Annotated in this window: 11 protein-coding genes and 1 riboswitch; of the genes, 10 read left to right on the top strand and 1 reads right to left on the bottom strand. The window is 65.7% G+C overall.

Annotated elements, in window-relative coordinates:
- The first annotated feature begins 89 nt into the window (after window positions 1-89).
- Window positions 90-216: riboswitch (TPP riboswitch) on the top strand.
- A 102-nt stretch (window positions 217-318) separates the two neighbouring features.
- Window positions 319-2,196, top strand: coding sequence for a phosphomethylpyrimidine synthase ThiC (gene thiC / locus FAZ11_RS22135; RefSeq protein ID WP_058774435.1), 1,878 nt, complete (start codon window positions 319-321; stop codon window positions 2,194-2,196).
- Window positions 2,197-2,579: 383 nt separating this feature from the next.
- Entirely contained in the window at window positions 2,580-3,842 is a 1,263-nt protein-coding gene (cytX, locus tag FAZ11_RS22130) for a putative hydroxymethylpyrimidine transporter CytX (RefSeq protein WP_058774436.1), read from the top strand.
- 152 nt (window positions 3,843-3,994) lie between these two features.
- Here the strand turns inward: cytX and FAZ11_RS22125 are convergent, their stop codons facing one another.
- Window positions 3,995-4,744, bottom strand: a complete 750-nt coding sequence (locus FAZ11_RS22125; protein WP_058774437.1) for an RsiV family protein — start codon at window positions 4,742-4,744, stop codon at window positions 3,995-3,997.
- Between the two features lie 213 nt (window positions 4,745-4,957).
- Between FAZ11_RS22125 and FAZ11_RS22120 the strand changes: the two genes are divergently transcribed.
- The 8 genes from FAZ11_RS22120 to FAZ11_RS22085 all read left to right on the top strand — a co-directional run bounded on the left by FAZ11_RS22120 (window position 4,958) and on the right by FAZ11_RS22085 (window position 13,420).
- Window positions 4,958-5,578: an NUDIX domain-containing protein gene (locus FAZ11_RS22120; RefSeq protein ID WP_058766394.1), complete on the top strand. Its 621-nt coding sequence runs from the start codon at window positions 4,958-4,960 to the stop codon at window positions 5,576-5,578.
- Window positions 5,569-6,024 carry a DUF1249 domain-containing protein gene (locus FAZ11_RS22115; RefSeq protein ID WP_058763730.1) on the top strand — a complete coding sequence of 152 codons (456 nt, stop codon included), beginning with the start codon at window positions 5,569-5,571 and terminating at the stop codon, window positions 6,022-6,024. The genes FAZ11_RS22120 and FAZ11_RS22115 overlap by 10 nt, the downstream gene beginning before the upstream one ends.
- A 139-nt stretch (window positions 6,025-6,163) precedes the next feature.
- Entirely contained in the window at window positions 6,164-6,970 is an 807-nt protein-coding gene (gene cpdA / locus FAZ11_RS22110) for a 3',5'-cyclic-AMP phosphodiesterase (RefSeq protein WP_058763727.1), read from the top strand.
- Between the two features lie 85 nt (window positions 6,971-7,055).
- A complete protein-coding gene (locus FAZ11_RS22105; protein ID WP_058763725.1) occupies window positions 7,056-7,664 on the top strand; it encodes a YqiA/YcfP family alpha/beta fold hydrolase in 609 nt (202 codons plus the stop codon).
- 7 nt (window positions 7,665-7,671) lie between these two features.
- The gene (gene parE, locus FAZ11_RS22100) at window positions 7,672-9,570 is read left to right on the top strand and encodes a DNA topoisomerase IV subunit B (protein WP_058774438.1); all 1,899 of its coding nucleotides are present in this window, start codon (window positions 7,672-7,674) and stop codon (window positions 9,568-9,570) included.
- A 129-nt stretch (window positions 9,571-9,699) separates the two neighbouring features.
- Entirely contained in the window at window positions 9,700-11,952 is a 2,253-nt protein-coding gene (gene parC, locus FAZ11_RS22095) for a DNA topoisomerase IV subunit A (protein ID WP_058763721.1), read from the top strand.
- Between the two features lie 85 nt (window positions 11,953-12,037).
- The gene (locus FAZ11_RS22090) at window positions 12,038-12,745 is read left to right on the top strand and encodes a PqiC family protein (protein ID WP_058774439.1); all 708 of its coding nucleotides are present in this window, start codon (window positions 12,038-12,040) and stop codon (window positions 12,743-12,745) included.
- An 84-nt stretch (window positions 12,746-12,829) separates the two neighbouring features.
- Window positions 12,830-13,420, top strand: a complete 591-nt coding sequence (locus FAZ11_RS22085) for an LON peptidase substrate-binding domain-containing protein (protein ID WP_058763717.1) — start codon at window positions 12,830-12,832, stop codon at window positions 13,418-13,420.
- Window positions 13,421-13,888 lie beyond the last annotated feature (468 nt).

Raw genomic sequence — 13,888 nt, 5'->3', positions numbered from 1 at the left:
GACCGCCCCAGTGTAGGGGCTTCGTCCGAATCCGCCATAGGAGAAGAAATAGCGGTCGAAGTTTCCGCCGGCCTGGGGTTACACTGGCCGCGTTCTTGTCGGGGTGCGCTACGAGGCGCTGAGATCGGGTAGTCCCGGGTCCCGTTGAACCTGATCAGGCTAGGCGCGCCGCATGGCGGTGCGTCAACCTGCGTAGGGAACAAGAGGGCGTCCGCTCCTATCTCCATGGCCGCCATCCGTCCGGGCTTGCGTCTTCTCCGTGCACCCACCCTTCGTCCAGGTTCTTCCCTCGGCAACGCGCCCACCAGGAGAGCCTCGATGAATAAGCAGAACAACGTTACCGACTTCACCCGCGTCGACCGCCAGTCCACCCAGCCGTTGCCCAACTCGCGCAAGGTCTACCTGACCGGCTCGCGACCCGACATCCGCGTGCCGGTGCGGGAAATCTCCCTCGCCGATACCCCCACCGCCTTCGGCGGCGAAGCGAACGCCCCGGTGTTCGTCTATGACACCTCTGGTCCCTACACCGATCCGGCGGTGCGCATCGACCTGCGCAAGGGCCTGCCGGACGTGCGTTCGCGCTGGATCGAAGAGCGCGGCGACACCGAGCTGCTCGCCGGCCTGTCCTCGGAGTTCGGCCAGGCGCGCCTCGCCGATCCGAGCCTGGCCGCCCTCAGATTCGACCTGGCACGCCAGCCACGTCGGGCCAAGGCCGGGCGCAATGTCTCCCAGATGCACTATGCCCGCCAGGGCATCATCACCCCGGAGATGGAATACATCGCCCTTCGCGAGAACATGAAGCTGCAGGAGGCCCGCGCCGCCGGCCTGCTCGGCCAGCAGCACCGTGGCCAGAGCTTTGGCGCCAGCATCCCCCAGGAGATCACCCCCGAATTCGTCCGCGACGAGGTGGCCCGTGGCCGCGCCATCATCCCGGCCAACATCAACCACCTGGAGCTGGAGCCGATGATCATCGGCCGCAACTTCCTGGTGAAGATCAACGGCAACATCGGCAACAGCGCCCTGGGCTCCTCTATCGAGGAAGAGGTGGAGAAGCTGACCTGGGGCATCCGCTGGGGCGCCGACACCGTGATGGACCTGTCCACCGGCAAGCACATCCACGAGACCCGCGAATGGATCATCCGCAACTCGCCGGTCCCCATTGGCACCGTGCCCATCTACCAGGCCCTGGAAAAGGTCGGCGGCGTCGCCGAGGAACTGACCTGGGAACTGTTCCGCGACACCCTCATCGAGCAGGCGGAGCAGGGCGTGGACTACTTCACCATCCACGCCGGGGTGCGCCTGCACTACGTGCCCCTGACCGCCAAGCGCGTCACCGGCATCGTCTCCCGCGGCGGCTCCATCATGGCCAAGTGGTGCCTGGCGCATCACAAGGAAAACTTCCTCTACACCCACTTCGAAGACATCTGCGAAATCATGCAGGCCTACGATGTGAGCTTCTCCCTGGGTGATGGCTTGCGACCTGGCTCCATCGCCGACGCCAACGACGCCGCCCAGTTCGGCGAGCTGGAAACCCTCGGCGAACTGACCAAGATCGCCTGGAAACACGACGTCCAGACCATGATCGAAGGCCCCGGCCACGTGCCCATGCAGCTGATCAAGGAGAACATGGACAAGCAGCTCGAATGCTGCGACGAGGCGCCGTTCTACACCCTCGGCCCACTGACCACCGACATCGCCCCCGGCTACGACCACATCACCAGCGGCATCGGCGCCGCCATGATCGGCTGGTTCGGTTGCGCCATGCTCTGCTACGTGACGCCCAAGGAGCACCTGGGCCTGCCCAACAAGGACGACGTCAAGACCGGCATCATCACCTACAAGATCGCCGCCCACGCCGCCGACCTGGCCAAGGGGCATCCGGGCGCCCAGATCCGCGACAATGCGCTAAGCAAGGCGCGCTTCGAATTCCGCTGGGAAGACCAGTTCAACCTGGGCCTGGACCCGGACACGGCGCGCGCCTTCCACGACGAGACCCTGCCCAAGGACTCGGCCAAGGTGGCGCACTTCTGCTCCATGTGCGGTCCCAAGTTCTGCTCCATGAAGATCACCCAGGAAGTCCGCGACTACGCCAAGGAAAATGGCCTGACCGACGAGCAGAAGGCCATCGAGGCCGGCTTCCAGGAACAGGCCGCACGCTTCAAGGATGAAGGCGGGGTGATCTACAAACAAGTCTGACAACCGTAGGTTGGGCTGAGCGCAGCGAAGCCCAACAATGCCCAGATCGATCCCGCACTGTTGGGCTTCGACGGTAGAGCCGTCTCAACCCAACCTACGGCTGCCCAGGCCAAGCCGACACGCTGTTTCCGTAGGTTGGCGCTGAGCGCAGCGAAGCCCAACAAGCCGAGGTCGACCCCACAGCGTTGGGCTTCGACGATAAGGCCGTCTCAACCCAACCTACGGCTGCCCAGGCCAAGCCGACACGCTGTTTCCGTAGGTTGGCGCTGAGCGCAGCGAAGCCCAACAATGCCCAGATCGGCCCCGCGCTGTTGGGCTTCGACGATAAAGCTGTCTCAGCCTAACCTACGCCTTACTCCAAACCTTTTCGCACGAGACCCAACATGGCCCAGGCACCCGGCCTCTATACCCCCACCATTCCCGTTCCGGCGGATCGCCGCGTACTCGGCGGACGCGATCTCTTCACCCTCTGGTTCTCCCTCGGCCTCGGCCTCATGGTGGCCCAGGCGGGTGCCTTGCTGGCGCCCGGGCTGGGCCTGGCCGATGGCCTGCTGGTATTGGTGCTCGGCACCCTCGTCGGGGTGCTGCTGCTGGCGGCCGCCGGCCTGGTGGGCAGCGACACCGGCCTGGCCGGCATGACCGCCCTGGGCCAGAGCCTCGGCCAGCGCGGCGCCCTGTTGCCGGCGGTGCTCAACATCACCCAGCTGATCGGCTGGGGCGCCTTCGAACTGGTGGTGATGCGCGAGGCGGCCAGCGTGCTGCTGGGCAGCTGGGGCCTGCAGGCCTGGGCCTCGCCGATGCTCTGGACGCTGCTGTTCGGCACCCTGGCCACGGCGCTGGCGGTGGCCGGCCCCCTGACCTTCGTGCGGCGCTTCCTCAGCCGCTGGGGCATCTGGCTGCTGCTCGGCGCCTGCACCTGGCTGACCCTGGACCTCTTTCTGCGCGCCGATCTGGCCGCGCTCTGGCAGCGCCCGGGTGACGGCTCCCTGACCCAGGCGCTGGGCTTCGACCTGGTGGTGGCCATGCCGCTGTCCTGGCTGCCGGTGATCGCCGACTACACCCGCTTCGCCCGCACCGGCCGCAGCGCCGGCCGCGGCGTCATGCTGGGCTATTTCTGCGGCAACTTCTGGCTGATGGGCCTGGGCTTCGCCTATACCCTGGCCTTCGCCAGCGGCGGTGAAGCCGACGCCCTGCTGCGCGCCCTGGCCGTGGCCGGCCTGGGGCTGCCGCTGCTGCTGATCCTGCTGGACGAATCGGAAAACGCCTTCGCCGCCTATCACTCGGCCGCGGTCGCCACCGGCTTTCTCGCCCAGGTGAAGATCTGGCAATTGACCCTGGCCATCGGCATCCTCTGCACCCTATTGGCGCTCTTGGTGCCCCTGGCGCAATACGAGCACTTCCTGCTGCTGATTGGCTCGGTATTCGCCCCGCTGTTCGGCGTGGTGCTGGTGGATCACTTCCTGCTGCGCCGCCGCCGGGCGCCGGAGCGGGTGAGGGCGCTGCGTCTGGAATCTCTGATCGCCTGGGCGCTGGGCGTGGCCGTCTACCACCTGTTGCCGCTGCTGCTGCCGGCCTGGGGCGCGACCCTGCCGGCCATCGTGGTGGCGGGCACGGCCCAGGCGGTGTTGGGGTTGAAGCGGACGTAACTCGGTAGGGCGGAAAATCGCGCAGCGTTTTCCGCGCGGAGTGGCTGGGCCTCGGTGGATGAGGCTGCGCCGTCATCCACCCTACGACTGCACCAGGCCAGGTAGGGTGGAAAACCGCGCAGCGTTTTCCACCCATTGGGTATAGCCAGACCCTACGGCTGGCGGCTCTTGCCGCGACCGGGGAAGTACTCGGGCTTGAGAATGCCATTGAGCTTAGGATAGGGAATCTTCAGCTCCGGATGACCCATGGCGTAGGGCGCGATACTGCCGGTGCCGTACTTGAGCGTCAGGGCGCCGAAGTCCAGGGAGACGTTGTCGGTCTTGAGGAATGGCCATTGCTGGCGGAATTCGGCGTTGTCCACCCCGTTGCTGATCATCCAGGCCTCCCGCGATAGCTGGGCCAGCTGCCAGAAGGCGCCTTCCTGGCCAGGAACCAGCACGTCGGCCAGGGTGATCTCGCGATTGAGGTGGCGATCCCAGGTGACGAAGTCGCGGCCGGCCAGGCCGTGGGCGCCGCCGTTGGCCAGGTAGCTGGAAAACTCGATGATCACCAGGCCGTCATGCTGCTCGCGCACCTTGGCCTGCAGATAGCTGCTCCAGCGTGGCTGGGCCTTGGCCAGGAAATCATGCTCGTAGCTGGTCAGGGAGGCGGGAATGGGCGCCCCCGGCTCGGCTCGTGCGAGGCCCAGCAGGTGGCGTTGCACCAGGGCGTCCAGCGTCGGTTCGCCGAATTCTATGTAATCGATGTTGACCAGGGGGCAGTCCTCGCCCTGGCAGCCGGCGGGCTTGTGCTCCCAGGCCAGGTGGCGAGGCGTGAGGGGTTTGTCGAGATTGGGGCCGAAGACGCTTTGGCAGCCACCGAGCATCAGGGCGGCCAGTAAGAGGAGCGGGCGGATACGCATGAGATTCCTTGTCGTTGAAACCTGGTCGTTGAAACCTTGAGGTCGAAACAGGGGGCGACGGCTTTCGAACCCGTCTGGCCCCATAAGTTTGCCAGGGCTGGGCAAAGGATTCCTGGCTTGTTGCCCGTTTCGCGACTTGTCCCGCCGGGGGCTGCACGAGTGCAAGCGGCGCGCTAGGATGATCTGATTACCTTTACCAGCGCTGGAGCGCCCATGAACCAAGCCAACGAGTCCCAGGCGCCCGCCGTCGAGATCCTGAGTCGCGAGATCTGCTTCCAGGGCTTCTACCGGATGGCCCGTTTCCGGCTGCGCCATCGGCAATTCTCCGGCGACCTCGGCCCCGAGCTGGAACGTGAAGTCTTCGTGCGTCCCGACGCCGTCTGCGTGCTGCCCTATGACGCCGTGCGCGACGAGGTGGTGCTGATCGAGCAGTTTCGCGTCGGCGTCATGGAAAAGACCGCTCATCCCTGGCTGCTTGAGCCGGTGGCGGGCTTGGTGGACAAGCAGGGCGAGGCGGTCGAGACGGTCGCTCATCGGGAAGCCGAAGAAGAAGCCGGGCTGACCTTGCAATCGCTCTGGCCTATCTCCACCTACTTCCCCTCGCCCGGCGGCAGCAACGAACAGGTCTATCTTTACCTGGGTCGCTGCAGCACGGCGGACGCCGGCGGCGTCCATGGCCTGGAAGAGGAGGGCGAAGACATTCGTGTGCATGTCTGGTCGCTGGATGAGGCACTGGCCGGGCTCCGCGACGGTCGAATCAACAACGCAGCGGCGATCATCGCCCTGCAATGGCTGGCGCTCAATCGCGCCGAGGTAAGAGGGTTATGGGGCTGAAACTGCGAGATCGCTATCGAGTTGACCTGCCGGGCCTGCAGGCCGCGTGCGAGGCCAACTACGTGCGGCTGATGCGGCTTCTGCCCAAGATGCGCGAAGCCAAGGTTTCGCGTCGCGTCATGCTGTCACAAGGCGAGCGCCCGCTGGGGGTGCTCGCGCTCGAAGTCACCGAAGCCTGTCCCTACACGACGGCGCTGCGGGTCCGCCAAGAACTGGGGCTGCCCTGGCTGCCGGTACCGGAGCTCGAAGTCCGGGTGTACCACGACGCGCGCATGGCGGAAGTGGTCTCGGCGGGCAACTCCCGGCAACTGCTCGGACGCTATCCCTATCCGAACCAGGCGATGCATCAGCCGGACGAAAAAAGTCAGCTCAATTTGTTCCTTGGCGAGTGGCTGAGCCATTGCCTCGCCTGCGGCCACGAGGCCGAGCCGATCCTGCAACGGTGAGCACCACAGCGCAACGCTGACAGGCGCATCTTCCATCGCAATAACCAAGCTGCGAAAATGTGAGCTGTGCACGCAAGTTCCCGGGAACTTTTCTGCACCCTGCCTGCGCTCGTTGTTCCCTTATGCCTAGGAGGCTTCGGTGAGTCTGCCGGATAGTGTCAACGCTCCCCTCGTCGTCCAGTTGACCGACAGTCATCTGTTCGCCCGTGCCGATGGCAAGTTGTTGGGTATCGATACCGCCGCCAGTCTGCGGCAGGTCGTGGCTCAGGTGGTGGCGGAGCAACCTCGCGTCGATCTGTTGCTGGCCAGCGGTGACCTCTCCCAGGATGGCTCGGTCGCCTCCTACCAAAGATTCTGCGAACTGACCGGCCCCCTCGCGGCCCCCATGCGCTGGCTGGCGGGCAACCATGACGAGAACGCGCCCATGGCCAAGGCCTGCGGCAATCGCGATTTCCTCGAGATGGTCACCGACCTGGGGGCCTGGCGCCTGATCCTGCTCGACAGCACCGTGCGCGGCTGCGTGTTCGGCGAATTGGAGCAGACCCAGCTCGAGGCCCTCGACCAGGCCCTGAGCGCCGCGCCCGAACGGCCAGCGCTGATCTGCCTGCACCATCATCCGGTGCCGGTGGGCTGTGGCTGGATGGAGCCCCTGGGTCTGCATCGTCCGGACGAGCTGTTCGCCGTGCTGGATCGCCATCCCCAGGTCAAGGTGGTGCTCTGGGGGCATATCCACCAGGAATTCGATCAGGTGCGCAACGGCGTGCGCCTGCTGGCGTCGCCTTCCACGGGCTTGCAATTCGAGCCGGGCAGCCAGGACTTCAAGGCCGGCGACCAGGCGCCTGGCTATCGCTGGCTGCGGCTGCTGCCCGACGGTGAACTGGAAACCGGTGTCTCGCGACTGCAACAGCATGAGTTCACCGTGGACCACGAGGCGGCAGGCTACTGAAGCTGCACGCCGGTCGGCGACCTTGGTGACGAGGGTCGAAACGGGTTACCCTGTACCTGTTTTTTTATCCAGTAGGAGCGGCCCGATGCCGTCGATCCTCTACATCCATGGCTTCAACAGTTCTCCCGCTTCCTTCAAGGCGCGCCAGCTCACGGCCTGCATGAACCACCTCGGCCTGGCGGACCGGCTGCGCGCGCCGGCGCTGCCCAACGATGCCGGCGCTGCCTGCGCGCTGCTGGAGGGTGAGCTGGCCGCGCTGGACGCGCCCTTGCTGGTCGGCAGCTCCCTGGGCGGCTACTATGCCACCGTCCTCGCCGAGCGCCATGGGCTCAAGGCCGTGCTGATCAACCCGGCGGTCCGTCCCTGGCGCTTCATGGAGCACTACCTGGGCCCCCAGCGCAATCACTACAGCGGCGAGACCTGGACCCTGACCGAGGCCCACGTCGAGGCCCTGCGGGCACTGGAAGTCGCCGCGCCAGCGGACCCCGAGCGCTTCCACGTCTGGCTGCAGACCGGCGACGAGACCCTCGACTACCGGGATGCCGAACGCTACTACGGTGCCTGTACCCTGCGCATCGAGCAGGGCGGCGACCATGGCTTCCAGGGCTTCCATCGCCAGCTGCCGTTGCTGCTGGAGCTGGCCGGCTTCGACCCGGCGCTCTGGCGCGAGCTGGATTTCAATACCTTCGAATAGAGACCCCATGGCCACGCAAAACGCCTACAACGCCGACGCCATCGAAGTCCTCTCCGGACTCGACCCGGTGCGCAAGCGCCCCGGCATGTACACCGACACCTCGCGGCCCAACCACCTGGCCCAGGAAGTCATCGACAACAGCGTGGACGAGGCTCTGGCCGGCCATGCCCGCGCGGTGCAGGTGATCCTGCACGCCGACAACTCCCTCGAAGTGATCGACGATGGCCGCGGCATGCCGGTGGATATCCACCCGGAAGAGGGTGTCTCCGGCGTCGAGCTGATCCTCACCAAGCTGCACGCTGGCGGCAAGTTCTCGGGCAAGAACTACCAGTTCTCCGGTGGCCTGCACGGCGTGGGCATCTCGGTGGTGAATGCCCTGTCGACCCGGGTCGAGGTGCGCGTCAAGCGCGACGGCAACGAATACGCCATGGCTTTCGCCGACGGCTTCAAGGCCAGCGAGCTGGCCGTGGTCGGCAGCGTCGGCAAGAGAAACACCGGCACCAGCGTGCATTTCTGGCCGGACTCCAAGTATTTCGATTCGCCCAAGTTTTCCGTCAGCCGCCTGAAGCACGTGCTCAAGGCCAAGGCGGTACTCTGCCCGGGCCTCGCCGTGAGCTTCCACGACGAAGCCAGCGGCGAGCGCATCGAATGGCATTACGAAGACGGCCTGAGATCCTACCTGGTGGACACCGTGGGCGACGCCCTACGGCTGCCCGAAGCCCCCTTCCACGGCAGCCTGGCGTCTGCCCGGGAAGCCGTGGACTGGGCGCTGTTCTGGCTGCCCGAGGGCGGCGAGTCGGTGCAGGAAAGCTACGTCAACCTGATTCCCACCGCCCAGGGCGGCACCCATGTGAACGGCCTGCGCCAAGGCCTGCTGGATGCCATCCGCGAATTCTGCGAATTCCGCAACCTCTTGCCGCGCGGCCTCAAGCTGGCCCCGGAAGACGTCTGGGAGCGCATCGCCTTCGTTCTCTCGATGAAGATGCAGGAACCGCAATTCTCCGGCCAGACCAAGGAGCGGCTGTCCTCCCGCGAGGCGGCCGCCTTCGTCGCCGGGGTGGTCAAGGACGCCTTCAGCCTCTGGCTCAATGCCCATCCGGAGCTGGGTCAGCAGATCGCCGAGCTGGCCATCAACAACGCCGGCCGCCGCCTCAAGGCGGGCAAGAAGGTCGAGCGCAAGAAGATCACCCAGGGCCCGGCGCTGCCCGGCAAGCTGGCCGATTGCGCCGGCCAGGACCCGATGAGATCCGAGCTGTTCCTGGTGGAGGGTGACTCCGCCGGCGGCAGCGCCAAGCAGGCGCGCAGCAAGGAATTCCAGGCCATCATGCCGCTACGTGGCAAGATCCTGAATACCTGGGAAGTGGACGGCAGCGAGGTGCTGGGCAGCCAGGAGGTGCACGACATCGCCGTGGCCATCGGCATCGATCCGGGCAGCGCCGACCTCAGCGGCCTGAGATACGGCAAGATCTGCATCCTCGCCGACGCCGACTCCGACGGCCTACACATCGCCACCCTGCTGTGCGCCCTGTTCGTGCAGCACTTCCGCCCGCTGGTGGATGCCGGCCACGTCTATGTGGCCATGCCGCCGCTGTACCGCATCGACCTCGGCAAGGAGGTCCACTACGCCCTCGACGAAGCCGAGCGCGATGGCATCCTCGATCGCCTGGCGGCGGAGAAGAAGCGCGGCAAGCCCCAGGTCACCCGCTTCAAGGGCCTCGGCGAGATGAATCCGCTGCAGTTGCGCGAGACCACCATGGATCCCAACACCCGGCGCCTGGTACAGCTGACCCTGGAGGACGTGCCCGGCACCCTCGAGATGATGGACATGCTGCTGGCCAAGAAGAGATCCGGCGACCGCAAGAGCTGGCTGGAATCCAAGGGCGACCGCGCTGAGGTACTGATCTAGCGCCTGACTTATAGGTCGTGTCTATCGCGGCCATGGGCCGCTCCTACGGTCTCCATCGCCCCTGTAGGAGCGGTCCATGACCGCGATGGATAGGGCCCCCGATCAAAGACGTAACACCAAAGGATTCCCATGAGTGCACCCCTCGACCTGAGCCTGGACGGCGTCGAACGCCGCTCGCTGGCCGACTTCACCGAGCAGGCGTACCTGAACTACTCCATGTACGTGATCATGGACCGCGCCCTGCCGCATATCGGCGACGGCCTCAAGCCGGTCCAGCGCCGTATCGTCTACGCCATGAGCGAACTGGGCCTGGACGCCGACGCCAAGCACAAGAAGTCCGCGCGGACCGTCGGTGATGTCCTCGGTAAGTACCACCCCCACGGCGACTCGGCCTGCTACGAAGCCATGGTGCTCATGGCCCAGCCGTTCTCCTACCGCTATCCGCTGGTGGATGGCCAGGGCAACTGGGGCGCGCCGGACGATCCCAAGTCCTTCGCCGCCATGCGTTATACCGAGGCGCGGCTGTCGCGCTATTCCGAGGTGCTGCTCAGCGAACTGGGGCAGGGCACTGTGGATTGGGTGCCCAACTTCGACGGCACCCTGAACGAGCCGGCGGTGCTGCCGGCACGGCTGCCCAACCTGCTGCTCAACGGCACCACCGGCATCGCCGTAGGCATGGCCACCGATATCCCGCCGCACAACCTGCGCGAAGTGGCCGCCGCCTGCGTGCGTCTGCTGGACGATCCCATCGCCGGCATTCCCGAGCTGCTCGAACACGTGCCCGGACCGGACTTTCCCACCGAGGCCGAGATCGTCACGCCGCGGGCCGACCTGCGCAAGATCTACGAGACCGGCCGCGGCTCGGTGCGCATGCGCGCCGTCTACCGCCGCGAGGACGGCGACGTGGTCATCACCGCGCTGCCGCACCAGGTCTCCGGTTCCAAGGTGCTGGAGCAGATCGCCGCCCAGATGCAGGCCAAGAAGCTGCCCATGGTGGCCGACCTGCGCGACGAGTCGGACCACGAGAACCCGACCCGGATCGTCATCGTGCCGCGCTCCAACCGCATCGATGCCGACGAGCTGATGCAGCACCTGTTCGCCACCACCGATCTCGAATCCAGTTACCGGGTCAACCTCAACGTCATCGGCCTGGACGGCAAGCCCCAGGTCAAGGACCTGCGGCAGATCCTCCAGGAGTGGCTGATCTATCGCATCGGCACCGTGCGCCGCCGCCTGCAATTCCGCCTGGACAAGGTCGAGCGCCGCCTGCACCTGCTGGATGGCCTGCTGATCGCCTTCCTCAACCTGGACGAGGTGATCCACATCATCCGTACCGAGGAGCATCCCAAGCAGGCGCTGATGGCCCGCTTCGAACTCTCCGAGGAACAGGCCGACTACATCCTGGAAACCCGCCTGCGCCAGCTGGCGCGGCTGGAAGAGATGAAGATCCGCGGCGAACAGGCCGAGCTGCTCAAGGAGCAGAAGCGCCTGCAGACCCTGCTGGGCAGCGACAAGAAGCTGCGCAACCTGGTCCGCGACGAGCTGATCAAGGACGCCGAGACCTATGGCGACGAGCGTCGCTCGCCCATCGTCGAGCGTGCCGAAGCCAAGGCCCTGTCCGAAACCGAACTGATGCCCACCGAACCGGTGACCGTGGTGCTCTCCGAGAAGGGCTGGGTGCGCCAGGCCAAGGGCCACGACGTCGATGCGACGGGGCTGTCCTACAAGGCCGGTGACGGCTTCAAGGCGGCGGCCCTGGGCCGTTCCAACCAGTTCGCGGTGTTCATCGACTCCACCGGGCGCAGCTATTCGGTGGCCGCCCATTCGCTGCCGTCGGCGCGGGGGCAGGGCGAGCCGCTCACCGGCCGCCTGACGCCGCCGCCGGGCGCCAGCTTCGAATGCCTGCTCCTGCCGGACGACAACGGCCTCTATGTGCTGGCCTCGGACGCCGGCTATGGCTTCGTGGTCAAGGGCGAGGACCTGCAGGCCAAGAACAAGGCCGGCAAGGCGCTGATCAGCCTGCCCAACGGCGCCAAGGTGCTGCCGCCCAAGCCGGTAGCCTCCCTGGAAGACACCTCCATCGCGGTGGTCACCAACGAGGGTCGCCTGCTGGTGTTCGCCATCGGCGAGCTGCCGCAGTTGGCCAAGGGCAAGGGCAACAAGCTGATTTCCATTCCCGGCGAGCGGGTCGCCAAGCGCGAGGAATACGTGGTCGACTTGGCCGTGGTCCCGGCAGGTGCCTCCTTGACCCTGCAGGCCGGCAAGCGGCCCTATACCCTCAAGGGCAGTGACCTGGAGCACTACCGCGCCGAGCGCGGCCGGCGGGGCAACAAGTTGCCGCGTGGCTTCCAGCGGGTGGACTCGCTGCAGGTGGAAACTTGAGCCGCCTGCGGCCAGCCGCTAGCATAGGCCCGATTTTTTCGACCAGGACTCGCCGGGCCTCGGTGCCCGTCGAGAGAGAGCCTCGATGAAACGGATGTGTCTCGCCAGGCTGGCGCTCGTGGCTGGGCTGGCCGGCCTGGGTGGTTGTGCCAGCCTCGGCCCCACCCACTACTATCAGCTCGATGGCGGCAATGCCAAGGCACCGGCCAGTGCGGATCGCGGTCTCGCGGTCTGGCTCGAAAGTCTGCAACTGGCCGACTACCTGCAGCGCGACGTGCTGCTTGAGCGGCAGCCGGACGGTAGCCTTGCCACCACCGGCGATCATTGGGCGGGTCCGCTCAATGCCAACATCCGCCAGCTGCTGCAACGCCAGCTCGCCAGCCGCCTGAACAGCGGCCGGGTAGTGGTCGGTGAACAGCCGGAGGGCTTCGCGCCGCAGTATCGCCTCGAACTCAACGTGACCCGCCTGGACGCCGGTGACCGCACACCTGCTACCCTGGATGCCAGCTGGCAGCTGCGCGATGCCCAGGGCAAGCTACTGGATAATCAGGTCATCCACTTGCAGGCTCGCCATGCCGGTGATCGTGCTGCTCAGGTCAGGGCGCAGAGTGAGTTGCTGCAACAGTTGGCCGGGCGTCTCGCCACGGATCTGACCAAGGTGGCCCAGCGCAGTCGGCGTTCCAACGACGTGGCCCGCAAGGAGCCCAAGCAACTCGTGGAAGAGGCCCAGGCCCGGCCGACCCTGCCGGCGGTGGTCCCCATCCGCACCGGTGCCGAGGTCTACCGCTTTTGACCTGGCGGCCCCGCGCGTCGCCGCGCGGGGAATGTTCGTGGCGCTCGGTGATCCATCGCAGGACCCTAAGGTCTCGGAGGTCTCATGACGCTACCCCTGTTTCCGCTGAACACCACCCTGTTTCCTGGCTGCCGCCTCGATCTGCAGCTGTTCGAAGCCCGTTACCTCGATATGCTCGGTCGTTGCCTCAAGCAGGGCAGTAGCTTTGGCGTGGTCACCATCCTCGAAGGCCGGGAGACCGGCGCGGCGCCCAATCGGCTAGGGGCCTACGGCTGCGAGGCGCTGATCCGCGACTGGCAGCAGCAGAGCAATGGCCTGCTGGGGATCCGCATCGAAGGGGGGCGTCGTTTTCGCCTGCTGAGCCAGGAAGAGCAACCCGATCATCTGGTGGTGGGTGAGGTGGAGTGGCTGGCCGAGACCGCGCCCCAGTCGTTGCGCGATACCGACGCCGATCTGGTGGCCTTGCTCATCGCCCTGGCGCAACACCCCATGGTCGCCAGCCTGGGCATGGGTGGCGAGGTCGCCGATAGACAAGCGCTGGGCTATCAATTGGCCTATCTGCTGCCGTTCGAGGTCGCACTCAAGCTGGACTGGCTGGGGCTGGACGACCAGGGCCAGCGTCTGGTCGATATCGAACGCCACCTGGTCGATCTACAAGGCGATTTCCAGGCCTGAGCCAAACACCGGGCAAAAGAAAGCCCGCCGGGCAGGGCGGGCTAAAAGTGCTTTGGGGGCACTCGATAAGACCTTGGCACTTTGCCACAAGTTCAGTCTTATGAGATCAAAGTGCCATTCTTCCTGAGATAACTATCCATCGCCCGATTCATAGCGCCCCAGTCGCTGCCTGGCCGAGCCAAGAGCTTCCTGCTGAACTGCCTGCCCTTGGGCAATAGAGCTGCCACTGGCGCAAGGACCTGAAAGGGCGGCCAACCAGGATGGATGCGTAGCGACGATTGGAAAATCGCTCGGATGACAGGGCGACGCCCTACGGCTACTAGTGTGGTGTTTCAGAAATATCGATCATAAGTTGCGGGTCATGGCCTGAGCTGCCCGGGCTACGCTTGCCAGGATGTCTTCAGCCTTTTTGTACCAGCGAAAAGGGCGAGGATTGGCGTTATGGGTATCGAGATAATGCCTGATCGA

The sequence above is a fragment of the Pseudomonas rhizoryzae genome (assembly GCF_005250615.1).
Lineage (GTDB): Bacteria > Pseudomonadota > Gammaproteobacteria > Pseudomonadales > Pseudomonadaceae > Chryseomonas > Chryseomonas rhizoryzae.
The sequence above is the reverse complement of the archived record's forward strand: the minus strand, read 5'-3'. Positions and strand labels throughout refer to the sequence as shown.

Excerpts from the sequence above, each read along its gene's own strand:
- cytX (WP_058774436.1), top strand. The coding sequence starts at position 2,580 with ATGGCCCAGGCACCCGGCCTCTATACCCCCACCATTCCCGTTCCGGCG.
- FAZ11_RS22090 (WP_058774439.1), top strand. The coding sequence starts at position 12,038 with ATGAAACGGATGTGTCTCGCCAGGCTGGCGCTCGTGGCTGGGCTGGCC.
- FAZ11_RS22115 (WP_058763730.1), top strand. The coding sequence starts at position 5,569 with ATGGGGCTGAAACTGCGAGATCGCTATCGAGTTGACCTGCCGGGCCTG.
- FAZ11_RS22105 (WP_058763725.1), top strand. The coding sequence starts at position 7,056 with ATGCCGTCGATCCTCTACATCCATGGCTTCAACAGTTCTCCCGCTTCC.
- FAZ11_RS22085 (WP_058763717.1), top strand. The coding sequence starts at position 12,830 with ATGACGCTACCCCTGTTTCCGCTGAACACCACCCTGTTTCCTGGCTGC.
- FAZ11_RS22125 (WP_058774437.1), bottom strand. The coding sequence starts at position 4,744 with ATGCGTATCCGCCCGCTCCTCTTACTGGCCGCCCTGATGCTCGGTGGC.
- parE (WP_058774438.1), top strand. The coding sequence starts at position 7,672 with ATGGCCACGCAAAACGCCTACAACGCCGACGCCATCGAAGTCCTCTCC.
- thiC (WP_058774435.1), top strand. The coding sequence starts at position 319 with ATGAATAAGCAGAACAACGTTACCGACTTCACCCGCGTCGACCGCCAG.
- FAZ11_RS22120 (WP_058766394.1), top strand. The coding sequence starts at position 4,958 with ATGAACCAAGCCAACGAGTCCCAGGCGCCCGCCGTCGAGATCCTGAGT.
- parC (WP_058763721.1), top strand. The coding sequence starts at position 9,700 with ATGAGTGCACCCCTCGACCTGAGCCTGGACGGCGTCGAACGCCGCTCG.